The sequence below is a fragment of the Pseudomonas sp. P65(2024) genome, from assembly GCF_057480955.1.
In genome coordinates, this window is record NZ_JBLIYX010000018.1 from 72,310 (window position 1) to 94,154 (window position 21,845).

23 protein-coding genes are annotated in these 21,845 nt (G+C 66.0%); 20 read left to right on the forward strand and 3 right to left on the reverse strand.

Annotated features, from left to right (window positions below; genetic code table 11):
• Window positions 1-211: 211 nt before the first annotated feature.
• The 3 genes from AC25MA_RS21280 (at window position 212) to AC25MA_RS21290 (ending at window position 2,676) form a co-directional block, all read left to right on the forward strand.
• Window positions 212-835 (forward strand): glutathione S-transferase, encoded by a 624-nt coding sequence (locus AC25MA_RS21280; RefSeq protein ID WP_069017520.1) that lies wholly within the window; start codon window positions 212-214, stop codon window positions 833-835.
• A 132-nt stretch (window positions 836-967) separates the two neighbouring features.
• The gene (locus AC25MA_RS21285; protein ID WP_028690973.1) at window positions 968-1,900 is read left to right on the forward strand and encodes an ABC transporter ATP-binding protein; all 933 of its coding nucleotides are present in this window, start codon (window positions 968-970) and stop codon (window positions 1,898-1,900) included.
• On the forward strand, window positions 1,897-2,676 hold the full coding sequence (locus tag AC25MA_RS21290) for an ABC transporter permease (RefSeq protein WP_028690974.1): 780 nt from the start codon (window positions 1,897-1,899) through the stop codon (window positions 2,674-2,676). Before AC25MA_RS21285 ends, AC25MA_RS21290 begins: the two co-directional genes overlap by 4 nt.
• Here the strand turns inward: AC25MA_RS21290 and AC25MA_RS21295 are convergent.
• Window positions 2,560-3,201: a DUF2062 domain-containing protein gene (locus AC25MA_RS21295; protein ID WP_139121109.1), complete on the reverse strand. Its 642-nt coding sequence runs from the start codon at window positions 3,199-3,201 to the stop codon at window positions 2,560-2,562. The genes AC25MA_RS21290 and AC25MA_RS21295 overlap by 117 nt on opposite strands.
• Window positions 3,202-3,345: 144 nt before the next feature.
• On the opposite strand from AC25MA_RS21295, the gene AC25MA_RS21300 reads away from it, so the two are divergent.
• The 8 genes from AC25MA_RS21300 (at window position 3,346) to murB (ending at window position 10,251) form a co-directional block, all read left to right on the forward strand.
• Window positions 3,346-5,559: a DNA internalization-related competence protein ComEC/Rec2 gene (locus AC25MA_RS21300; protein ID WP_486972365.1), complete on the forward strand. Its 2,214-nt coding sequence runs from the start codon at window positions 3,346-3,348 to the stop codon at window positions 5,557-5,559.
• A gap of 160 nt (window positions 5,560-5,719) precedes the next feature.
• A complete protein-coding gene (locus AC25MA_RS21305) occupies window positions 5,720-6,355 on the forward strand; it encodes a MotA/TolQ/ExbB proton channel family protein (RefSeq protein WP_028690976.1) in 636 nt (211 codons plus the stop codon).
• Window positions 6,352-6,786: an ExbD/TolR family protein gene (locus AC25MA_RS21310; protein WP_028690977.1), complete on the forward strand. Its 435-nt coding sequence runs from the start codon at window positions 6,352-6,354 to the stop codon at window positions 6,784-6,786. Before AC25MA_RS21305 ends, AC25MA_RS21310 begins: the two co-directional genes overlap by 4 nt.
• Window positions 6,786-7,790: a tetraacyldisaccharide 4'-kinase gene (lpxK, locus tag AC25MA_RS21315; RefSeq protein WP_088852511.1), complete on the forward strand. Its 1,005-nt coding sequence runs from the start codon at window positions 6,786-6,788 to the stop codon at window positions 7,788-7,790. Before AC25MA_RS21310 ends, lpxK begins: the two co-directional genes overlap by 1 nt.
• Before the next feature lie 34 nt (window positions 7,791-7,824).
• Entirely contained in the window at window positions 7,825-8,010 is a 186-nt protein-coding gene (locus tag AC25MA_RS21320) for a Trm112 family protein (RefSeq protein WP_011532874.1), read from the forward strand.
• Complete coding sequence (gene kdsB / locus AC25MA_RS21325; protein WP_088852510.1) at window positions 8,007-8,771, forward strand: 3-deoxy-manno-octulosonate cytidylyltransferase; 765 nt, start codon at window positions 8,007-8,009, stop codon at window positions 8,769-8,771. The genes AC25MA_RS21320 and kdsB overlap by 4 nt, the downstream gene beginning before the upstream one ends.
• Window positions 8,771-9,235: a low molecular weight protein-tyrosine-phosphatase gene (locus tag AC25MA_RS21330; protein ID WP_486972366.1), complete on the forward strand. Its 465-nt coding sequence runs from the start codon at window positions 8,771-8,773 to the stop codon at window positions 9,233-9,235. Before kdsB ends, AC25MA_RS21330 begins: the two co-directional genes overlap by 1 nt.
• Window positions 9,232-10,251, forward strand: coding sequence for a UDP-N-acetylmuramate dehydrogenase (gene murB, locus AC25MA_RS21335; RefSeq protein WP_028690981.1), 1,020 nt, complete (start codon window positions 9,232-9,234; stop codon window positions 10,249-10,251). Before AC25MA_RS21330 ends, murB begins: the two co-directional genes overlap by 4 nt.
• Before the next feature lie 112 nt (window positions 10,252-10,363).
• Here murB and rne read toward each other — a convergent pair whose 3' ends face one another.
• On the reverse strand, window positions 10,364-13,579 hold the full coding sequence (gene rne, locus AC25MA_RS21340) for a ribonuclease E (protein ID WP_182324764.1): 3,216 nt from the start codon (window positions 13,577-13,579) through the stop codon (window positions 10,364-10,366).
• A 795-nt stretch (window positions 13,580-14,374) separates the two neighbouring features.
• Between rne and rluC the strand changes: the two genes are divergently transcribed.
• From rluC to AC25MA_RS21355, 3 genes are read left to right on the forward strand one after another with little or no spacing between them, the layout of a single operon-like run.
• Complete coding sequence (gene rluC, locus AC25MA_RS21345) at window positions 14,375-15,328, forward strand: 23S rRNA pseudouridine(955/2504/2580) synthase RluC (protein WP_280060805.1); 954 nt, start codon at window positions 14,375-14,377, stop codon at window positions 15,326-15,328.
• 3 nt (window positions 15,329-15,331) lie between these two features.
• Entirely contained in the window at window positions 15,332-16,012 is a 681-nt protein-coding gene (locus tag AC25MA_RS21350) for an HAD family hydrolase (RefSeq protein WP_486972367.1), read from the forward strand.
• Window positions 16,013-16,014: 2 nt separating this feature from the next.
• Window positions 16,015-17,001, forward strand: coding sequence for a S49 family peptidase (locus AC25MA_RS21355; RefSeq protein ID WP_028690985.1), 987 nt, complete (start codon window positions 16,015-16,017; stop codon window positions 16,999-17,001).
• Between the two features lie 93 nt (window positions 17,002-17,094).
• On the opposite strand, the gene AC25MA_RS21360 is transcribed toward AC25MA_RS21355, so the two are convergent.
• Complete coding sequence (locus AC25MA_RS21360) at window positions 17,095-17,673, reverse strand: Maf family protein (protein ID WP_028690986.1); 579 nt, start codon at window positions 17,671-17,673, stop codon at window positions 17,095-17,097.
• Between the two features lie 96 nt (window positions 17,674-17,769).
• Between AC25MA_RS21360 and AC25MA_RS21365 the strand changes: the two genes are divergently transcribed.
• The 6 genes from AC25MA_RS21365 (at window position 17,770) to acpP (ending at window position 21,792) form a co-directional block, all read left to right on the forward strand.
• Complete coding sequence (locus tag AC25MA_RS21365) at window positions 17,770-18,297, forward strand: YceD family protein (protein WP_023630499.1); 528 nt, start codon at window positions 17,770-17,772, stop codon at window positions 18,295-18,297.
• Window positions 18,298-18,310: 13 nt separating this feature from the next.
• Window positions 18,311-18,493, forward strand: coding sequence for a 50S ribosomal protein L32 (rpmF, locus tag AC25MA_RS21370; protein WP_028690987.1), 183 nt, complete (start codon window positions 18,311-18,313; stop codon window positions 18,491-18,493).
• Between the two features lie 3 nt (window positions 18,494-18,496).
• A complete protein-coding gene (plsX, locus tag AC25MA_RS21375; RefSeq protein WP_081791573.1) occupies window positions 18,497-19,507 on the forward strand; it encodes a phosphate acyltransferase PlsX in 1,011 nt (336 codons plus the stop codon).
• Window positions 19,508-19,655: 148 nt separating this feature from the next.
• Entirely contained in the window at window positions 19,656-20,594 is a 939-nt protein-coding gene (gene fabD, locus AC25MA_RS21380) for an ACP S-malonyltransferase (protein ID WP_028690989.1), read from the forward strand.
• 16 nt (window positions 20,595-20,610) lie between these two features.
• The gene (gene fabG, locus AC25MA_RS21385; protein ID WP_023630496.1) at window positions 20,611-21,351 is read left to right on the forward strand and encodes a 3-oxoacyl-ACP reductase FabG; all 741 of its coding nucleotides are present in this window, start codon (window positions 20,611-20,613) and stop codon (window positions 21,349-21,351) included.
• A gap of 204 nt (window positions 21,352-21,555) precedes the next feature.
• Window positions 21,556-21,792 carry an acyl carrier protein gene (gene acpP / locus AC25MA_RS21390; RefSeq protein WP_028690990.1) on the forward strand — a complete coding sequence of 79 codons (237 nt, stop codon included), beginning with the start codon at window positions 21,556-21,558 and terminating at the stop codon, window positions 21,790-21,792.
• Window positions 21,793-21,845 lie beyond the last annotated feature (53 nt).

Consider the following 21,845-nt stretch of genomic DNA (forward strand, 5'->3'; position numbering starts at 1 on the left):
TCGCCGGGGCTGCTGCGCAGCCCTTTCGCGACACAAGGCCGCTCCCACAGGGACCGCGCCATGGCAGAGCTGGCGTATACCCTGTGGGAGTGGCCTTGCCGAGGCGTCGGACCGGTCGGAAAGGGCCGCAAAGCGGCCCCCCGGTTTCACTGGCACCGCCCACCGCTTGGAGTAGACTGACCCCCCTCCCGCATTCATTAAGGACGTTGCCATGCTGAAGATCTGGGGCCGCAAGAATTCGAGCAATGTGCGCAAGGCGTTGTGGATCGCCCACGAGCTGGGCCTGGACTTCGAGTCCATCGATGCCGGCGGCGCCTTCGGCGTGGTCAACGAACCGCACTACCGGGCCCTGAACCCCAACGGCCTGGTGCCCATGCTCGAAGACGGCGACCTGGTGCTGTGGGAGTCCAACGCCATCGTGCGCTACCTATGCGCCGAGTACGGCGCCGAACAAGGCTGGTACCTCGACGACCCGCGCCAGCGCGCCCTGGCCGACAAGTGGATGGACTGGACCACCTCGTCCTTCGCCGGCCCCTTCCGCCCGCTGTTCTGGGGCCTGCTGCGCACCCCCGAGGACCAGCGCGACTGGGTGGCGATCAACGCCGCGCACAAGCAGTGCGCGCAACTGCTGGCCATCGCCGACGAGACCCTGGCCAAGCAGCCGTACCTCTCCGGCGAGCAGATCGGCATGGGCGACATTCCCCTGGGCAGCTTCATCTACGCCTGGTTCGAAATGCCGATTGAACGCCCGGCCATGCACCACCTCCAAGCCTGGTACGAGCGCCTCAAGCAACGCCCGGCCTACCAGGCGGCGGTGATGAGCGCCCTGACGTGACGCCACTTCGATAGTCACTATCGATACATGTGACTGTACTTGTGCGGCCAGCCCTTGCACCATGGCCGCACTCACTGCGCCAGTGACTTCACCTGGCGTGTCCCGCACCCTTTTCTCGGTACCCGACCCGCTATGAGTTCCGCCCTGTCCATCCGACAGCTGACCAAGACCTACGGCAACGGTTTCCAGGCCCTCAAGGGCATCGACCTGGACGTTTCCGAAGGCGACTTCTTCGCCTTGCTCGGCCCCAACGGCGCCGGCAAGTCCACCACCATCGGCATTCTCTCGACCCTGGTGAACAAGACCAGCGGCACGGTCAACGTGTTCGGCCACGACCTGGACCGCGAGCCTGCGGCGCTCAAGCGCTGCCTGGGCGTGGTGCCCCAGGAGTTCAACTTCAACCAGTTCGAGAAGACCTTCGACATCGTCGTCACCCAGGCCGGCTACTACGGCATCCCGCCCAAGGTGGCCAAGGAGCGCGCCGAGCAGTACCTGACGCAGCTCGGGCTGTGGGACAAGCGCGACGTGCCGTCGCGTTCGCTGTCCGGCGGCATGAAGCGCCGGCTGATGATCGCCCGGGCGCTGATCCACGAGCCGCGCCTGTTGATCCTCGACGAGCCGACCGCCGGGGTGGACATCGAGCTGCGCCGTTCGATGTGGAGCTTCCTCACCGAGCTCAACCAGAAGGGCATCACCATCATCCTCACCACCCACTACCTCGAAGAGGCCGAGCAGCTGTGCCGCAACATCGGCATCATCGACCACGGCACCATCGTCGAGAACACCAGCATGCGCCAGTTGCTGGGCAAGCTGCACGTCGAGACCTTCGTCCTCGACCTCAAGCACGACCTGCCCGCCGCGCCTGAGCTGCAGGGCTACCCGTGCCGGCTGATCACCCCGCACACCCTGGAGGTGCAGGTGGACAAGGACATCGGCATCACCGCGCTGTTCGGCCAGCTGGCGCTGAAGAACATCGAGGTACAAAGCCTGCGCAACAAGACCAACCGACTCGAGGAGCTGTTCGTGTCCCTGGTGGAAAAGAACCTGTCGAAGGTGGCCGTATGAGTGTGGAACTGCGCACCAACTGGGTCGCCCTGAACACCATCGTCTACCGCGAAGTGCGGCGCTTCTTGCGCATCTGGCCGCAGACCCTGCTGCCGCCGGCCATCACGATGGTGTTGTACTTCGTGATCTTCGGTAACCTGATCGGCCGGCAGATCGGCGACATGGGCGGCTTCACCTACATGGAGTACATCGTGCCGGGGCTGATCATGATGTCGGTGATCACCAACTCCTACGGCAACGTGGTGTCGAGCTTCTTCGGCAGCAAGTTCCAGCGCTCCATCGAGGAGCTGATGGTGTCGCCGGTGTCGCCGCACACCATCCTCGTCGGCTATGTGCTGGGCGGTGTGCTGCGCGGGCTGGCGGTGGGGGTGATCGTGACCATCCTGTCGCTGTTCTTCACCCACCTGCAGGTGCATCACCTGGGTGTGACCATCGTCGTGGTGCTGCTGACCGCGACCATCTTCTCGCTGCTGGGCTTCGTCAACGCGGTGTTCGCGCGCAACTTCGACGACATCTCGATCATCCCGACCTTCGTGCTGACGCCGCTGACTTACCTGGGCGGGGTGTTCTACTCGATCAACCTGCTGCCGCCGTTCTGGCAGACCGTGTCGCTGGCCAACCCCGTGCTGCACATGGTCAACTCGTTCCGCTACGGCATCCTAGGGGTGTCGGACATCAGCATCGGCACGGCGATCAGCTTCATGCTGGTGGCCACCGCGCTGCTCTACCTGCTGTGCGTGCGCCTGCTGGTCAGCGGCCGCGGCATGCGTGCCTGAGCTGCGGGTGAGGGCACAACGGCACTGGCGCCGGCGCCACTGCCGGCCCACCCACCAGCGCCAGTAGCCCATGGTGGTGAAGTAGGCGAGCACGCCGAGCACCACCCCGCACACCACCGAGCCCAGCAGGAACGGTTGCCAGATCGTCGCCAGCTGGTCGGTGACCCAGTCGACGGTGATTTCCTCGGGCAGCGTGCGCGGCGGCACCTGCATCAGCCAGGCGCCGGTCATGTAGGTGACGAAGAACACCGGCGGCATGGTCAGCGGGTTGGTCAGCCACACCAGGCTCACCGCGATTGGCAGGTTGCCGCGCACCGGGATCGCCAGCGCGGCGGCCAGCAGCATCTGCATGGGGATCGGGATCAGCGCCGCGAACAGGCCGACGCCCATGGCCCGCGCCACCGAATGGCGATTCAGGTGCCACAGGTTGGGGTCGTGCAGCAGCTTGCCGAAAAAGCGTAAGGACTTGTGTTCGCGGATGCTGGTCGGGTCCGGCATGTAGCGTTTGAACAGACGGCGCGGCATGTGGGCTCCCGGCTGGGTTGAAGGGCGTCAGTATGCCTTGATTGAAGCGCAGCCTCGTTCAGAGTTTGTGACAATTGTTTAGCAGGTTTCTCCCGCCAATCGGCTAAGCCTCAGGGGCCGTTTTCGCTTCTGGAGCTCTATCTCATGCGCACAGGGATGCTGGCGCTGGTCCTCGGGCTGTTGAGCCTGCGCTTTTTACCTGCCCTGCCACCGGTCGGATGGCTGATTCCATTGCTGTTGCTGGCCCTGGCCTGCCTGCGCACCCGGGCCAGGCCGCTGGGTTGGTTCGTGCTGGGTGGCTGCTGGGCCTGCTGGTCGGCGCAGCAGGCCCTGGACGACCGCCTGCCGGCCGCGCTGGATGGCCGCACGCTGTGGCTGGAGGGGCGGGTGGTCGGCCTGCCGACCCGTACCGAGCGCGGCGTGCGTTTCGAGCTGGAGCAGCCGCAGTCACGTCGGGCCCGGTTGCCGCAGCGGGTGCAATTGAGCTGGTTCGAGGGGCCGCCGCTGCGAGCGGGGGAGCACTGGCGGCTGGCGGTCAACCTGCGTCGGCCGCAGGGCCTGCTCAACCCCCATGGCCCGGATCAGGAGGCCACGCTGTTGGCGCGGCGGGTCGGTGCCACCGGCACGGTCAAGGCCGGCATGCGCCAGGGCGAGGAGGCCAGCAGTTGGCGCGACGGCCTGCGCCAGCGCCTGCTGGCCACCGATGCCCATGGCCGGGAGGCGGCGTTGGCCGCCCTGGTGCTCGGGGATGGCGCAGGCCTGGCGCGGGAGGACTGGCAGGTGCTGCAGGCCACCGGCACGGTACACCTGCTGGTGATTTCCGGGCAGCACATCGGCTTGCTGGCCGGATTGGTCTACGGGCTGGTGGCGGGGCTGGCACGCCTGGGGGGGTGGCCACGGCGCCTGCCGTGGCTGCCCTGGGCCTGTGGCCTGGCGATGGCGGCGGCATTGGGCTACGGCTGGCTGGCGGGGTTCGGCGTGCCGGTGCAGCGGGCGTGCCTGATGCTGGCGGTGGTGCTGCTCTGGCGCTTGCGCTTTCGCCATCTGGGCGCCTGGGTGCCGTTGCTGATGGCGCTGTCGGGCGTGCTGCTGGTCGAGCCGCTGGCCAGCCTGTTGCCGGGTTTCTGGCTGTCGTTCGCTGCCGTGGCGGTGCTGGTGCTGTGTTTTGCCGCCCGGCTGGGTGCCTGGCGGCCCTGGCAGGCCTGGACCCGCGCCCAGTGGGTGATCGCCGTGGGGTTGCTGCCGGTGCTGCTGGCCTTGGGGCTGCCCGTCAGTCTCAGCGCGCCGCTGGCCAATCTGCTGGCGGTGCCGTGGCTCAGCTGGGGCGTGCTGCCGTTGGCGTTGCTGGGTACGGCCCTGCTGCCGGTGCCTGGGCTGGGGGAGGGGATGCTGTGGCTGGCGGGCCTGTCGTTGGATGGGTTGTTTGCCGTGCTGACGCGATTGGCAGGGCTGCGGCCGGCCTGGATTCCCGAGCCACTGCCGTTGTGGGCCTGGCTGCTGGTGTGCCTGGGCGCCGTGCTGGTGTTGCTGCCCCGGGGCGTGCCGTTGCGGGCGCCGGGCGTGGTCCTGCTGCTGGCGCTGTGGGCGCCACGCGAACAGGTGCCGCCGGGGCAGGTGGAGGTCTGGCAGCTGGATGTGGGGCAGGGCCTGGCGGTGCTGCTGCGCACCCGCAATCACGCGCTGCTGTATGACGCAGGCCCGGCCCAGGGTGGCAGTGACCTGGGCGAGACGGTGGTGCTGCCGACCTTGCGCAAGCTTGGGGTGAAGGCGCTGGATGTGATGCTGATCAGCCATGGCCATGCCGACCATGCCGGTGGGGCGGCGGCCGTGCGGCGTGGGGTTTCGGTGGCGCGAGTGCTGGCCGGCGAGGTTGCCGGGCTGGAAGCGGCCTCGCTGTGCCGCAGTGGCGAGCGCTGGCAGTGGGATGGCGTCGATTTCGAGCTCTGGCACTGGCCGCAGGGGGCTTCCAGCAACGAACGCTCCTGTGTGTTGCGCGTGCAGGCCAAGGGCGAACGCCTGCTGCTGGCCGGGGACATGGAGGCCGGTGCGGAGCGGGCCTGGCTGGCCGCGACCGACGATCCTCGGGTGGACTGGTTGCAGGCGCCGCACCATGGCAGCCGCACGTCGTCCAGCGAGCCGTTCGTCCAGGCCACGGCGCCGCGCGGGGTGTTGGTTTCCCGGGGGCGGCACAATGGTTTCGGGCATCCCCATGGGCAGGTGGTCGAGCGCTATCGCCGGCACGGGGTGGTGATGCATGACACGGCGTTGGAGGGGGCGTTGCGGTTGGTGCTGGGGAGTCGGGGTGGGGTGGAAGGTGTGCGGCGGGAACGTCGGTTCTGGCGCGCCATCGAGGATTGAACCGGGGGGCGCTTTGCGCCCCCTTCCGACCAGGCCTTGCGTCACGAAAGGGCTGCAAAGCAGCCCCCTGGGGCAACACAGGAATTCCCTGACCTCCGGCAGATGAGCCCCAGGCGGTCCTATGGTAGAGTGGCGGCCTTTTTCCGAGGGGATGCTAACTGTGTGGGAATTGGTCAAGTCCGGTGGCTGGATGATGCTGCCGATCATCCTGAGCTCGATCGCCGCCATGGCGATCGTCGTCGAGCGCCTGTGGACCCTGCGCGCCAGCCGTGTCACCCCGCCGCACCTGCTGGGCCAGGTGTGGATGTGGATCAAGGACAAGCAACTCACCAGTGACAAGCTCAAGGCCCTGCGCGCCGACTCGCCGCTGGGCGAGATCCTCGCCGCGGGCCTGGCCAACTCGCGCCACGGCCGCGAGATCATGAAAGAGTGCATCGAGGAGGCCGCCTCGCGGGTCATCCACGAGCTGGAACGCTACATCAGCACCCTCGGCACCATCGCCGCCATGGCCCCGCTGCTGGGCCTGCTGGGCACCGTGCTGGGCATGATCGACATCTTCAGCGCCTTCATGGGCTCGCAGATGACCGCCAACGCCGCCGTCCTGGCCGGGGGGATCTCCAAGGCCCTGGTCACCACCGCGGCCGGCCTGATGGTCGGTATCCCGGCGGTGTTCTTCCACCGCTTCCTGCTGCGCCGCATCGATGAGCTGGTGGTGGGCATGGAGCAGGAGGCGATCAAGCTGGTGGAAGTGCTGCAGGGCGACCGCGAAGTGGAAGTGGCCGGAGGCAAGGCGTGAAGTTCCGGCGCAATCGCCAGCGCGAGAACGTCGACATCAACCTGGCGTCGTTGATCGACGTGGTGTTCGTGCTGCTGCTGTTCTTCGTGGTCACCACCACCTTCACCCGCGAGACCCAGCTGCGTGTCGAGTTGCCGGAGGCCAGCAGCGCCGAGCAGCCGCCGGCCGACCAGGGCAAGCTGGTGGAGATCACCATCAGCGCCGACGGCGTGTACTCGGTGAACAACCACCTGCTGCCCAAGAGCGACCTGGACACCCTGACCGAGGCGATCGAGAAGGAATCCGGCGGTGACATCACCCTGCCGCTGGCCATCAGCGCCGACGGCAAGACCCCGCACCAGGCTGTGATCACCGCAATGGACGCGGCCGGCAAGCTCGGCTTCAGCAAGTTGCGCATGACCACCGTCGAGGCCGCGCAGGGCAAGCCCTGATGGCCTTCGCCGACCGTCTGCTCGCCGCCTGGTACGCCGGGCACCCGGCGCTGGCCCTGCTGCGGCCGCTGGAGGCCCTGTACCGTCGCGTGGTGACGCGCAAGCGCGCGCGCTTCCTCAGCGGCGAAAGCCCGAGCTACCGTGCCCCGGTACCGGTGATCGTGGTGGGCAATATCACCGTCGGCGGTACCGGCAAGACGCCGATGATCCTCTGGCTGATCGAGCACTGCCGCCGGCAGGGGCTCAAGGTCGGCGTGGTCAGCCGTGGCTATGGCGCCAAGCCGCCGCACTATCCCTGGCGCGTCCAGGCTGACCAGCCTGCGGATCAGGCCGGCGATGAGCCCTTGCTGATCGTCCAGCGCACCAGCGTGCCGCTGGTGATTGATCCCGACCGTTCCCGCGCCGTGCAGGCCTTGCTGGCCAGCGATGCGCCGGACCTGATCCTGTGCGACGACGGCATGCAGCATTACCGCCTGGCTCGCGACCTGGAGCTGGTGTTGATCGACGCCGCCCGGGGCCTGGGCAATCACCGCTGCCTGCCGGCCGGCCCATTGCGCGAGCCGGCCGAGCGCTTGGGCGAGGCCGACGCGGTGCTGTTCAACGGCGCCGAGACCGACCGCGCCGACGGCTTCGCCTTCCGCCTGCAACCCTCGGCGCTGATCAACCTGCGCAGCGGCGAGCGCCGCGAGCTCGACCTGTTCCCGGCTGGCCAGGCGCTGCACGCCGTGGCCGGCATCGGCAATCCACAACGTTTCTTCAACACCCTGCTGGGGCTACACTGGCAGCCGGTGCCGCACCCTTTCGCCGACCATGCGCCCTACAGCCGTGAAGTGCTGTCGTTCAGCCCGCCGCTGCCGCTGGTGATGACCGAGAAGGATGCGGTGAAATGCCGGCCCTTCGCCGCCGACGACTGGTGGTACCTGGCGGTCGACGCCGTGCCGACGCCCGCCTTCAGCGCCTGGTTCGACGCCCAGCTCGACCGCCTGCTGCCCGGCCGCCCCTGAGCCTTTTTTCATTTTTCGTCGCAAGGACACCTCCATGGACACCAAACTGCTCGATATCCTGGCCTGCCCGATCACCAAGGGCCCGCTCAAGCTTAGCGCCGACAAGACCGAGCTGATCAGCAAGGGCGCCGGCCTGGCCTATCCGATCCGCGATGGCATCCCGGTGATGCTGGAAAGCGAGGCGCGCACCCTGACCGACGAAGAGCGCCTGGACAAATGAGCCTGGACTTCACCGTGGTGATTCCCGCCCGGCTGCGCTCCACGCGCCTGCCGGGCAAGCCATTGCTGCCGATCGCCGGCAAGCCGATGGTCCAGCATGTGTGGGAGCAGGCGCGCAAGAGCGACGCCAGCCGCGTGGTCATCGCCACCGACGATGCCAGCATCGTCGAGGCCTGCCAGGCGTTTGGCGCCGAGGTGCTGCTGACCCGTGCCGACCATGAGTCGGGCACCGATCGCCTGGCCGAGGTGGCCGCCCAGCTGGGCCTGGCCGCCGATGCCATCGTGGTCAACGTGCAGGGCGACGAGCCCCTGATACCGCCGGTGATCATCGACCAGGTGGCGGCCAACCTCGCCGCGCACCCGGAGGCTGGCATCGCCACCCTGGCCGAGCCGATCCACGCCCCGGAAACCCTCTTCAACCCCAATGCGGTCAAAGTGGTCAGCGACAAGCACGGCCTGGCCCTGACCTTTAGCCGCGCGCCGCTGCCCTGGGCCCGCGACGCCTTCGCCCACAACCGCGACCAGCTGCCGGAAGGCGTGCCTTATCGCCGTCATATCGGCATGTACGCCTACCGGGTGGGCTTCCTCCAGGACTTCGTCGCCTGGGGCCCATGCTGGCTGGAGCAGACCGAATCGCTGGAGCAGCTGCGCGCCCTGTGGCACGGCGTGCGCATCCATGTCGCCGACGCCATCGAGGCGCCGGCCGTGGGCGTGGACACCCCTGAAGACCTGGAGCGCGTTCGGCGCTTGCTGGAGGCCTGATGCGCGTTTTGTTCGTCTGCCTCGGCAACATCTGCCGCTCGCCGACCGCCGAAGGCGTGCTGCGCCATCAGCTCGAGGCCGCAGGCCTGGGTGATGTGGTGCAGGTAACCTCCGCCGGCACCGGCGACTGGCATGTCGGCAAGGCGCCCGACAGTCGCACCTGCAAGGCCGCCCTGGCCCGTGGCTACGACCTGTCGCGCCAGCGTGCCCAGCAGATCAAGGCGGCGCATTTTGCCGAGTACGACCTGGTCCTGGCCATGGACAAGAGCAACCTGGGTAACCTGCAGGCCCTGCGTCCGCACAACGCCAAGGGCGAGCTCGACCTGTTCCTGCGCCGCTATGGCGCGGCCCTGGACGAAGTGCCGGACCCTTACTACGGCGGTGCCGAAGGCTTCGAGCAGGTCCTGGACCTGATCGAGGCGGCCTGCCGCGAGCTGGTCGTGGAAATCAAGGGGCGGTTATGACGGCGCACTGGCAGGAGCGCGTGTCGCTCAAGCCCTACAACACCTTCGGCATCGATGTCAGTGCCCGCTACTTCACCCAGGCCCATGACGACGACGAAGCCCGCCAGGCCCTGGCCCAGGCCGCCGAGCGGCAGGTGCCGGTGCTGGTGATTGGCGGCGGCAGCAACCTGCTGTTGTCCCGCGATGTCGAGGCCCTGGTGCTGCACATGGCCAGCCGTGGCCGACGCCTGCTCAGCGATGATGGTGAGCGGGTGGTGGTGGAGGCCGAGGCCGGCGAGCCCTGGCACCCGTTCGTGCAGTGGAGCCTTGGGCAGGGCTTGTGCGGGCTGGAAAACCTCAGCTTGATCCCCGGCACCGTGGGCGCCGCGCCGATGCAGAACGTCGGTGCCTATGGCGTGGAGATCAAGGATGTGTTCGCCGGCTTGACCGCGCTGGACCGCGAGACCGGCGAGCTGCGGGATTTCTCGTTGGAAGAGTGCGCGTTCGGTTATCGCGACAGCGTGTTCAAACGCAACCCCGGGCGCTGGCTGATTGTACGCGTGCGCTTTGCCTTGAATCGTACCTTGCAGGCACACCTGGACTACGGCCCGGTGCGTCAGCGCCTGGCGGAGCAGGGCGTCGAGCAGCCGACCGCGCAGGCGATCAGCGACGCGATCTGCAGTATCCGTCGGGAGAAACTGCCGGATCCGGCTGAGTTGGGCAATGCAGGGAGCTTCTTCAAGAACCCGGTGGTGTCCGCTGAGTTGGCCGAGCGTATTCGTGCCGGGCATCCTGGCGTGGTGGCCTATCCCCAGGCCGATGGCCAAGTGAAGCTGGCGGCCGGCTGGTTGATCGAGCAGGCGGGGTGGAAAGGCTATCGCGATGGCGATGCGGGGGTGCACCGCTTGCAGTCGTTGGTGCTGGTCAACTACGGCCAGGCGAGCGGGGCGCAGTTGCATGCGCTGGCGCGGCGGATCCAGGCGGATATCCTCGAGCGCTTCGGGGTTGAGCTGGAGATGGAGCCGAACCTGTACTGATGGGGTGGCCTGGGCTTGCCCCGCGATCACCGGCAGAGCCGGTGCCATCCACCGGCAAAGAAAAAGCCCCGCCAGTTCGCACTGGCGGGGCTTTTTCATTCAGCCGAGGCTATCAACCGTGATGAGGCTTGTGCTCGTCAGCGGTTTCCAGGGCTTCGGCCGGGGTAGCCTGGGCGGCGGCCAGAGCAGCGGCGGCGGCTTCGGCTTCACGCTTGCGGCGACGCACTTCACGCGGGTCGTTCGGCGCACGGCCGTTCGGCAGCATGATGGTGGACGGCTCGACCGGTGCTTGCTCGGCAACCACGGCTGGCGCAGGCTCGGCCACCGGGGCTTCGACCGCTTCAGGCTGGGCTTCGACGGCTTCAGCTACCGGGGCAGGCTGTTCGGCGACTGGCGCCTTGGCTTCAACCGCTTCGGCAACCGGTGCCTTCTCGATCTCGCCCGCTTCCACTACTGGGGCTTGCACGACCGCGGCCGGCTCGACCGCTGCCTCGACAACGGCGGCGGCCGGCTGCTCGGCGGCGGCTTCTTCGACCACAGGCTGTGGCGCCACTTCAACGACAGGCTCGATGCTCGGCTCGGCAGCGACCACTGGCTCGCTGACAGGCTGCTCGACCACCGGGGCGATGGCGACCTGCTCGGCCACGACTTCGGTGATTTGCACCTGGGTCTCGGCGACAGCGGCGCTGGCGCGTTCGGCCTGCTGGTTGGCTTGGGCCTCGGCGTCGGCGCTGATGTTGCTGGTGGCAACGGCAGCGATCACGGCTGTACCGGCGGCCAATTCAGCACCCAGCTCGGTGGCCTGGTGCTGTTGTGGCTGCTCTTCGCCGGCGTCTTCGTCGCCGCCGTCGATCAGCTCGCCATTGGCGTTGCGCTGGCGCTCACGACGGTTGCTGCGACGACGCTGGCCACGGGAACGGCGGCGTGGACGCTCGCCATCGGCGCCTTCCTGCTCGTCCTGCAGCAGCTCTTCGTTCGGCAGTTGCTCCTCGGCGAGCTCCACGGCCTGTTCGGCGGCCTGCACCTCAGGGCGCAGCTGGCGCTCTTCGCGTGGGGCACGTTCTTCACGCGGTGCACGCTCTTCGCGGGGGGCGCGTTCTTCACGCGGAGCACGCTCTTCACGCGGAGCGCGCTCTTCACGCGGAGCGCGCTCTTCGCGTGGAGCACGTTCTTCACGCGGTGCACGCTCTTCACGCGGTGCACGCTCTTCGCGTGGCGCGCGCTCTTCACGGGCTACGCGTTCTTCGCGTGGCGCACGCTCTTCACGCGGTGCGCGTTCTTCGCGGGCAGTCGGTGCGGCGTCCAGTGGCTCGCGCAGTTCGCGCACGCGCTCTTCGCGGTTGCCGCGGCGGTCTTCACGCGGCTGGCGCGGTTGACGCTCTTCGCGTGGCGCACGTTCTTCACGCGGGGCACGCTCTTCGCGAGGCTGACGCTCTTCACGCGGGGCGCGCTCGCCGCGCTCTTCGCGTGGCTTGCGGTCTTCTTCGCGACGGCCGTTGCGGTTGCGGCTCTGCTGGCGACCGTTACGGCGCTCTTCGTTACGTGGCGAGCGTTCGGTGGCTGGCTTCTCGGTGGTGGCGACCGGTGCGGCGGCAGGCTCTTCCTTGCCGGCGAACAGGCTGACCAGCGACTTGACCAGGCCTTTGAACAGGCTCGGCTCGGCGGCGACAGGGGCGGCGACCGGCGCGGCAGGGGCCGGCTGCTCTTCAGCGGTGGTCGGCACCGGGGCGTTGGCGCGGGCCGGCGCGGTCTTGACCGCGGCTTCCTGGCGCACCAGGGTGCGGGTGGCGGTCGGCTGCGGCGCTTCTTCGGTCTCGGCGGAGGCGATCTCGTAGCTGGACTGGTTGTTCAGCACGTCCGGGTTGTCATCGCGCAGGCGCTGGACTTCGAAGTGCGGGGTTTCCAGGTGATCGTTCGGCAGGATGATGATGCGCGCGCGCGTGCGCAGTTCGATCTTGGTGATCGAGTTGCGTTTCTCGTTGAGCAGGAAGGCGGCCACCGGGATCGGTACCTGGGCGCGCACTTCGGCGGTGCGGTCCTTCAGTGCTTCTTCCTCGATCAGGCGCAGGATCGCCAGCGACAGCGACTCGACGTCACGGATGATGCCGGTGCCGGAGCAGCGCGGGCAGACGATGCCGCTGCTTTCGCCCAGCGATGGACGCAGGCGCTGACGGGACATTTCCAGCAGGCCGAAGCGCGAGATGCGGCCAACCTGAACGCGAGCGCGGTCGGCCTCGAGGCACTCACGCACGCGCTCTTCGACAGCGCGCTGGTTCTTGGCCGGGGTCATGTCGATGAAATCGATGACGATCAGGCCGCCGATGTCGCGCAGGCGCAGCTGACGAGCGATCTCTTCGGCCGCTTCCAGGTTGGTCTGCAGGGCGGTTTCTTCGATGTCGCTGCCTTTGGTGGCGCGCGCCGAGTTGATGTCGATGGACACCAGGGCTTCGGTCGGGTCGATGACGATCGAGCCGCCGGACGGCAGGTCGACCACGCGCTGGAAGGCGGTTTCGATCTGGCTTTCGATCTGGAAGCGGTTGAACAGCGGCACGCTGTCTTCGTACAGCTTGACCTTGCTGGCGTACTGCGGCATCACCTGGCGAATGAAGGTCAGGGCTTCTTCCTGGGCGTCGATGCTGTCGATCAGCACCTCGCCGATGTCCTGGCGCAGGTAGTCGCGGATGGCGCGGATGATGACGTTGCTTTCCTGGTAGATCAGGAACGGCGCGGCGCGGTCTTGCGAGGCTTCCTTGATGGCGGTCCACAGCTGCAGCAGGTAGTCGAGGTCCCACTGCATTTCTTCGCTGCTGCGGCCCAGACCCGCGGTGCGCACGATCAGGCCCATGTCGCCCGGAACGGTCAGGCCGTTCAGCGCTTCGCGCAGTTCGTTGCGCTCTTCGCCTTCGATGCGGCGGGAGATGCCACCGGCGCGCGGGTTGTTGGGCATCAGTACCAGGTAGCGGCCGGCCAGGCTGATGAAGGTGGTCAGGGCGGCGCCTTTGTTGCCGCGCTCTTCCTTCTCGACCTGGACGATGACTTCCTGGCCTTCGCTCAGGACTTCCTTGATGTTGACCCGGCCTTCAGGGGCTTTCTTGAAGTATTCGCGGGAGATTTCCTTCAGCGGCAGGAAGCCGTGTCGTTCGGAGCCGAAGTCGACGAAGGCCGCTTCGAGGCTGGGCTCGATCCGGGTGATCTTGCCTTTGTAGATGTTGGCCTTTTTCTGCTCGCGGGCGCCGGACTCGATGTCCAGGTCGTAGAGACGTTGGCCGTCCACCAGGGCTACACGCAACTCTTCGGGCTGAGTTGCGTTAATCAGCATTCTTTTCATGTTGTACCGTCGGTTTCCGGGCTGCCGGAAACGGCGTGCGGCACACACGACTTGTCAGGGTCGGTGCCAAGGTGCGCAAAGGGTGGCGGGCCACCCCCGTGTCTGGCGACGTTCGGCACCAGCCGGTTGCCCAGCCTGCCGTTGTCGCGACGACGCGTCCTGTTTTGCGGTGCCAAAAGACCTGTCGAGCTTTTCGAAGGTTATCCGAATCAATCGAGCGGGCCTGGTGCACTCAGTCAGGAGGAGGAATCAACCGGTCGTCCGTGGACGCCACCAGGGCGTCTGTTCAGGACCTTGTCCGCTCATTGCCCGTTGAGTGGGGCGCTGGGGCGGGTTCGGTGCCACACGGTCCGAGGGCTGTACATCTCCACCCTGCACGTATCCCTGAAAATTCGGTGCTGCCGCGCGCTGAATCCGCAACGGGTTGCATTTTTCGCCAGCCCGGTTCCGGGCTGGCGCCATAACATATCCAAGGCAGGTATTTCCGAAGCATTCGCCCGAATGCGCGGAAACGACGGTGGCGGGCAGAGGTACGGCGAAAAGAATCGGGATAAGCAGGTGAAACACCGCACTTGTCGTTTTTTTCGGTCTTCTCTACACAGCGCTGGTGGCGATTCCAGGCATTTAGTTAAACTGGCGAACGCTCCGTAGGACGGCCTCGCGTCCTCGGGAATTGCGATGGTCAGGGCCGGCGTAGAGCCTGGTGCCGCTGGCCTGCCGCTTTTGGCGGCGTTCGCGACTATAGCAGCAATGATTAAGTGCTTCAATTCCATAAAAAATTGTTATGATCCCGCCATGACGACCAATACCCCCCCGACTTCCGGCGTTCAGCTGATCGAAGTCCCGCCGGAGCTTGCCGGCCAGCGCATCGACAATTTCCTCATCACGGCCCTCAAGGGCGTGCCCAAGACCTTGGTCTACCGCATCCTGCGCAAGGGTGAGGTGCGGGTCAACAAGGGCCGGATCAAGCCCGAGTACAAGCTGCAGGCCGGCGATGTGGTGCGCGTGCCGCCGGTGCGCCTGCCCGAGCGCGACGAGCCGGCGCCGGTGGCCCAAGGGCTGCTGCAGCGCCTCGAGGCGGCCATTGTCTATGAGGACAAGGCGCTGATCGTGATGAACAAGCCGGCCGGCATCGCCGTGCACGGCGGCAGCGGCCTGAGCTTTGGCGTGATCGAGGCGCTGCGCCAACTGCGCCCGGACGCCAAGGAGCTGGAGCTGGTGCATCGCCTGGACCGCGACACCTCGGGCCTGCTGATGATCGCCAAGAAGCGCAGCATGCTGCGCCACCTGCATGCCGCCCTGCGCGGCGATGGCGTCGACAAACGCTACATGGCGCTGGTGCGCGGCCATTGGCCGACCTCGAAGAAGCAGATCAATGCGCCGCTGCAGAAGAGCAACCTGCGTTCCGGCGAGCGCATGGTCGAGGTCAACGACGAGGGCAAGGACGCGCTGACGATGTTCCGCGTGCTGCGCCGCTTCGGCGAGTTCGCCACCATTGTCGAGGCGCGGCCGATCACCGGGCGTACCCACCAGATCCGCGTGCATACCCTGCATGCCGGGCACATGATCGCCGGCGACAGCAAGTACGGCGATGAAGACTTCACTCGCGAGATCCGCGAGCTGGGCGGCAAGCGTCTGTTCCTGCATGCCTACCAGCTGACCGTGCCGCTGCCCGATGGTGGTGAGCTCAAGCTCGAGGCGCCGGTGGATGAGATGTGGGCCAAGACCATCGAGCGACTGGCGTCCTGAGCCATGAATAAAAGTTATGACCTGCTGATCTTCGACTGGGACGGCACCCTGGCCGACTCCATCGGGCGCATCGTCGAGGCCATGAGCGTGGCCGCCGGGCGTGCCGGCGAGGCCCCCAGCAGCGACGAGGCGGTCAAGGGCATCATCGGCCTGGCGCTGGGGGAGGCGATCGCCACCCTGTACCCGCACCTCGATGCGCCGCAGGTCGAGGCGTTCCGCCGGCACTACGCCGACGTGTACATGGCGCTGGACCAGCAGCCGTCGCCGTTGTTCGACGGCGTGGTCGAGTCGCTGGAGGCGTTCCGTGCCGAGGGGTATCGTCTGGCAGTGGCCACCGGCAAGGCGCGGCGCGGCCTGGACCGGGTGCTCAAGGCCAATGGCTGGGAAGGCTATTTCGACATCACCCGGGCTGCCGACGAAACCCGTGGCAAGCCGCATCCGCTGATGCTCGAAGAGATTCTCGCCCATTGCCGGGTCGAACCCGGGCGGGCGCTGATGGTCGGAGATTCGGCGTTCGACCTGCAGATGGCCAGCAACGCTGGCATGCATTCGGTAGCGGTGGGCTACGGCGCCATGTCGCTGCAGGCCTTGGCCGAATTCGGCCCGCAAGTGTGCATCGAGCATTTTTCCCAGTTGCGCGAATGGCTGGCCGAGCCTGCGCAGATCAATTTCCAAGGTAGGTGAGCATGACTGACGAATGGAAGGCGCCCGAGCCGGACGAAGCCGGTGAGGAGCGCAAGAGCTGGAAGCTGCTGGAGAAGACCTTGCTGGCAGGCGTCCAGGAGCAGCGCCGGGCGCGGCGCTGGGGGATCTTCTTCAAGCTGCTGACCTTTGTGTACCTGTTTGGCATCCTGTTCCTGTTCACGCCGTTGATGGATGTGGACAAGGCGGCCTCGCGCAGCGGCAACCACACCGCGCTGGTCGAGGTGCGCGGCGTGATTGCCGACCAGGAGCCGGCCAGCGCCGACAATATCGTCAAGAGCCTGCGCGAGGCGTTCAAGGATCCGAAGACCAAGGCTGTGGTCATGCGTATCAACAGCCCGGGCGGCAGTCCGGTGCAGTCGGGCTATGTGTACGACGAGATCCGTCGCCTGCGCGCCGAGTACCCTGCCATCAAGCTGTATGCGGTGATCGCCGACCTCGGTGCGTCCGGGGCCTACTACATCGCCAGCGCCGCCGACGAGATCTATGCCGACAAGGCCAGTCTGGTCGGTTCCATTGGTGTCACCGCGGCCGGCTACGGCTTCGTCGGGGCCATGGACAAGCTGGGGGTGGAGCGTCGTACCTATACGGCTGGCGAGCACAAGGCGTTCCTTGATCCGTTCTCGCCACAGAAACCCGAAGAAACCGCGTTCTGGCAGGGTGTGCTGGACACCACGCACCGCCAGTTCATCGCCATGGTCAAGCAGGGGCGTGGCGAGCGCCTGAAAGACAAGGATCACCCTGAGCTGTTCAGTGGGCTGATCTGGTCGGGCGAGCAGGCCAAGGAGCTGGGTCTGGTGGACGGGCTGGGCAGTGCCAGCTATGTCGCCCGCGACATCGTGGGCGAGAAGGAGTTGGTGGACTTCACTGTGCAGGAGTCGCCGTTTGATCGTTTCTCCAAGCGTATCGGTGCCAGCGTGGCGGAGCGCCTGGCGCTGTATATGGGCTTCCAGGGGCCTTCGCTGCGTTGAGCTGAATCGGCGTGGCATTCATCGCGGGGCAAGCCCGCTCCCACTGGTCGCTCATTGGCCTCGTGGGGGCGGGCTTGCCCCGCGATTGCATGTTCAAGGCACCTGCACGCCTTCCTTGTGCAGCATGTCCACCAGTCGAATCAGTGGCAGCCCGATCAGGCTCGTGGCATCGCAGCCGTGGGTGCTCTGGAACAGGCTGACCCCCAGTCCCTCGGCCTTGAAGCTGCCGGCGCAATCCAGCGGCTGCTCGGCCGTCACGTAGCGCTCCACGCGCTCTCGATCCAGCTCGCGCATCGTCACGGTAAACGGCACGCAATCGACCTGGCAGTGGCCGGTGGCGCTGTTCAGCAGCGCCAGCCCGGTGAGGAAAGTGACCTGCTGCCCGCTGCTCTCCAGCAATTGCTCGCAGGCGCGTTCAAAGGTGTGGGGTTTGCCGAGGATTTGCTCGCCCAGCACCGCCACCTGGTCGGAGCCGATGATCAGGTGGTCGGGGTGGCTGGCGGCCAGGGCTTCGGCCTTCTGTCGAGCCAGGCGGCGGACCAGCTCGACGGCGGGTTCGTCATCGAGGCGCCGTTCGTCAAGGTCGGGGCTTGCCCAGGTGAAGGGCAGGCGCAGGCGGGTGAGCAGTTCACGGCGGTACGCAGAGCTGGAAGCCAGTAACAAGGGAAGCATGGTAGACTCCTGGGCAATTACCCCGAATTCTAACATGCGAGATGACACCTAATTTCCTTTGACAGGGAGGGGGTGCATCCCTAGAATGCTGCGCCTATGTTGAATGACCCGATTCCACCTCACGTTGACCCGCGCAAATTGGCTGATCGTGGCGTAACCCTCGAAGGTTCGCTGCAACTCGCTGATTTGGAAAGACTCTGCGACCCGCTTTCCGACAATGTCGGTACGGTGCAGGCGAAGTTCGATTTTGAACGAGATGAACAGCACGTGGTGGTTATCCACAGCGCGCTGGACGTCGAAGTCAAGATGGTTTGCCAGCGTTGTCTTGAGCTGGTCACCCTGCCGATCCACAGCGAATGCACATACGCCGTGGTGAAGGAGGGTGCGAACACCCAGTCGTTGCCGAAAGGCTATGACGTGCTGGAACTGGGCGAAGATCCTTTGGATCTGCAGGCGTTGGTCGAGGAAGAGCTGTTGCTCGCCCTGCCGATCGTGCCTGCTCATCATCCGGAAGAATGCCAGCAGCCGGCGGGACTCGATGAGCCCGAGCCGAGCAAGGACGAGGTATCGCGGTCCAACCCGTTCAGTGTATTGGCGCAGTTAAAGCGTGACCCAAACGTTTAGGAGTTAATCAATTATGGCTGTTCAGCAGAACAAAAAATCCCGCTCTGCCCGTGACATGCGCCGTTCGCACGACGCCCTGTCGGCAGAAGCTCTGTCGGTAGAGAAGAGCACCGGTGAAGTACACCTGCGTCACCACGTATCGCCAGAAGGCGTATACCGTGGTCGCAAAGTGATCGACAAGGGCGCCGACGAGTAATCCTTGTCCGCTCAGATCATCGCGATCGACGCAATGGGCGGGGACTTCGGTCCCCGCAACATTGTCCAGGCTAGCATTGCCTGCCTTTCGGCTACCCCCTCGCTGCACCTGACCCTTGTCGGTCAACCCTCCCTCCTTGAAGATCTCCTCAGCGGCCTTGCGGCTGCGGATCGCGCGCGCCTGCAGATTGTCGCGGCCAGCGAAGTGATCGGCATGGACGAGCGGCCATCGCAGGCGTTGCGTGGCAAGCCGGACTCGTCGATGCGCGTCGCCCTCGAACTGGTGCGTGATGGCAAGGCCCAGGCCTGCGTGAGTGCCGGCAACACCGGCGCGCTCATGGCCCTGTCGCGCCTGGTGCTCAAGACCCTGCCTGGTATCGATCGCCCGGCGATGGTGGCGGCGATTCCGACCCAGGCGGGCTATTGCCAGTTGCTCGACCTCGGCGCCAATGTCGATTGCAGCGCGGAAAACCTCTACCAGTTCGCCGTGATGGGCGCGGTGGCCGCCCAGGCCCTGGGCGTGCACCGGCCGCGGGTGGCGCTGCTCAATATCGGTACCGAGGACATCAAGGGCAACCAGCAGGTCAAGCTGGCCGCCAGTCTGCTGCAGAACGCCCGGGGCCTGAACTACATCGGCTTCGTCGAAGGCGACGGGCTGTACCGCGGCGAGGCGGACGTGGTGGTGTGCGATGGATTCGTCGGCAATATCCTGCTCAAGTCCAGCGAAGGCCTGGCGACCATGATCGGCGCGCGCATCGAGGCGTTGTTCCGTGGCGGGCTGCTGGCGCGGGCGGCCGGGGCCATGGCCATGCCGTTGCTCAAGCGCCTGCAGGCCGACCTGGCGCCGGCGCGACACAATGGCGCAAGCTTCCTGGGCTTGCAGGGCATCGTCATCAAGAGCCATGGTTCTGCCGGCGTGCAGGGCTTGCAGAGTGCGATCCAGCGGGCGTTGATCGAGATCCAGGAAAACCTGCCGCAGCGTCTGCACGGACGCCTCGAAGACCTGTTGCCGTGATAAGGCTAAAACAGGTCTTAGGCATATCCGCAATGAAGTGCTTAAATGTGACCGCTTGGTCTGCCGCTCCATCCAAGCTTTCAGATTGCGCGCCCGGCCCAAGGCCCGGCGCACCCCATCCGACGACAAGATCATAAGGGCTTGTTCAATGTCTGCATCCCTCGCATTCGTCTTTCCTGGTCAAGGTTCCCAGTCGCTGGGCATGCTCAAGGAGCTGGGCGCCGAAAAACCGGTAATCGTCGAGACCTTCAAGGAAGCGTCCGAGGCCCTGGGCTACGACCTGTGGAAACTGGTCCAGGAAGGCCCGGAAGAACAACTCAACCAGACCGACAAGACCCAGCCGGCCATCCTGACCGCCTCGATTGCCCTGTGGCGCCTGTGGCTGGAAGAGGGTGGCGCGCAGCCTGCGTACGTCTCCGGTCATAGCCTGGGTGAATACAGCGCCCTGGTCGCCGCTGGCAGCCTGTCGCTGAAGGACGCGGTGCGCCTGGTCGAGCGCCGCGGTCAGCTGATGCAGGAAGCCGTGCCGGCCGGTCATGGCGCGATGGCCGCGATCCTTGGCCTGGACGACGCGGTCGTGGTCGAGATCTGCGCCAAGGCTGCCGAAGACGAAGTGGTCAGCGCGGTAAACTTCAACTCCCCTGGCCAGGTGGTCATCGCCGGCAACAAGGCAGCGGTGGATCGCGCCATGGAGCTGTGCAAAGAGGCCGGTGCCAAGCGCGCCCTGCCGCTGGCGGTCAGCGTGCCGTCGCACTGCGCGCTGATGAAGCCGGCCGCCGAGCGTTTCGCCGAGTCGGTCAACGCCATCGAATGGAAGGCCCCGCAGATCCCGGTGGTGCAGAACGTCACTGCCGCCATCGCCGCCGACCTCGACGCCCTCAAGCAGGACCTGCTGGCGCAGCTGTATCAGCCGGTACGCTGGGTCGAGTGCGTGCAGGCCCTGGCCGAGCGCGGCGCGGTGAACCTGGTCGAATGCGGTCCGGGCAAGGTCCTGGCCGGCCTGAACAAGCGTTGCGCCGACGGCGTGACCACCTACAACCTCAACACCCCAGACGCTGTCGCCGCCACCCGTGCGGCGCTGGCCTGAATTCGGAGAAGCTTGCATGAGCCTGCAAGGTAAAGTTGCACTGGTCACCGGCGCCAGCCGTGGTATCGGCCAGGCCATCGCCCTCGAGCTGGGCCGCCAGGGCGCGACCGTGATCGGTACCGCCACCACCGCCTCTGGCGCCGAGCGCATTGCCGCCACCCTGAAAGAACACGGCATCAACGGTACCGGTCTTGAGCTGAACGTCACCAGTGCCGAGTCCGTGGACGCGGTGTTGGGCGCCATCGGCGAGCAGTTCGGCGCGCCGGCCATCCTGGTCAACAACGCCGGCATCACCCGCGACAACTTGATGCTGCGGATGAAGGACGACGAGTGGTTCGACGTGATCGACACCAACCTCAACAGCCTCTACCGTCTGTCCAAGGGCGTGCTGCGCGGCATGACCAAGGCCCGCTGGGGTCGTATCATCAGCATCGGTTCGGTGGTGGGTGCCATGGGCAACGCCGGCCAGGCCAACTACGCCGCCGCCAAGGCCGGCCTGGAAGGCTTCAGCCGTGCCCTGGCCCGTGAAGTGGGCTCGCGTGGCATCACCGTCAACTCGGTGACCCCGGGCTTCATCGACACCGACATGACCCGCGAGCTGCCAGAAGCGCAGCGCGAGGCCCTGCAAAAAGAGATTCCGCTGGGCCGCCTGGGCCAGGCCGAGGAGATCGCGAAAGTGGTTTCCTTCCTGGCTTCCGACGGCGCAGCCTATGTCACCGGCGCCACCGTGCCGGTGAACGGCGGGATGTACATGTAAAAACCGCAACTCAATGTGACGGATTGCTTCAAAAAAGAGTCATACTGCGAGCCTAAAATCCGTTATAAAGCTGCAACCAGATTCCGGGCAGAGGGCCCGGTGGCCTGGTGGAAGGCGCGTTACGCTTGAAAAGCAGGCGTCTTCCTATAAACTTGGTCACCGGCCAGCTGCCTGACATATGTCCATTAGGAGTGAAAACTAGGTATGAGCACCATCGAAGAACGCGTCAAGAAAATCGTCGCCGAGCAACTGGGCGTCAAGGAAGATGAAGTGAAGAACACCTCTTCCTTCGTTGAGGACCTGGGTGCCGATTCGCTTGACACCGTTGAGCTGGTGATGGCTCTGGAAGAGGAATTCGAGACCGAAATCCCTGACGAAGAAGCCGAGAAGATCACTACCGTTCAAGCTGCCATCGACTACGTCAACGCCCACCAGGCCTAAGACGTTTCAGTCGACGCTACTTGTCGGGAAAAACCGCACTGCCGTCGCCGGCG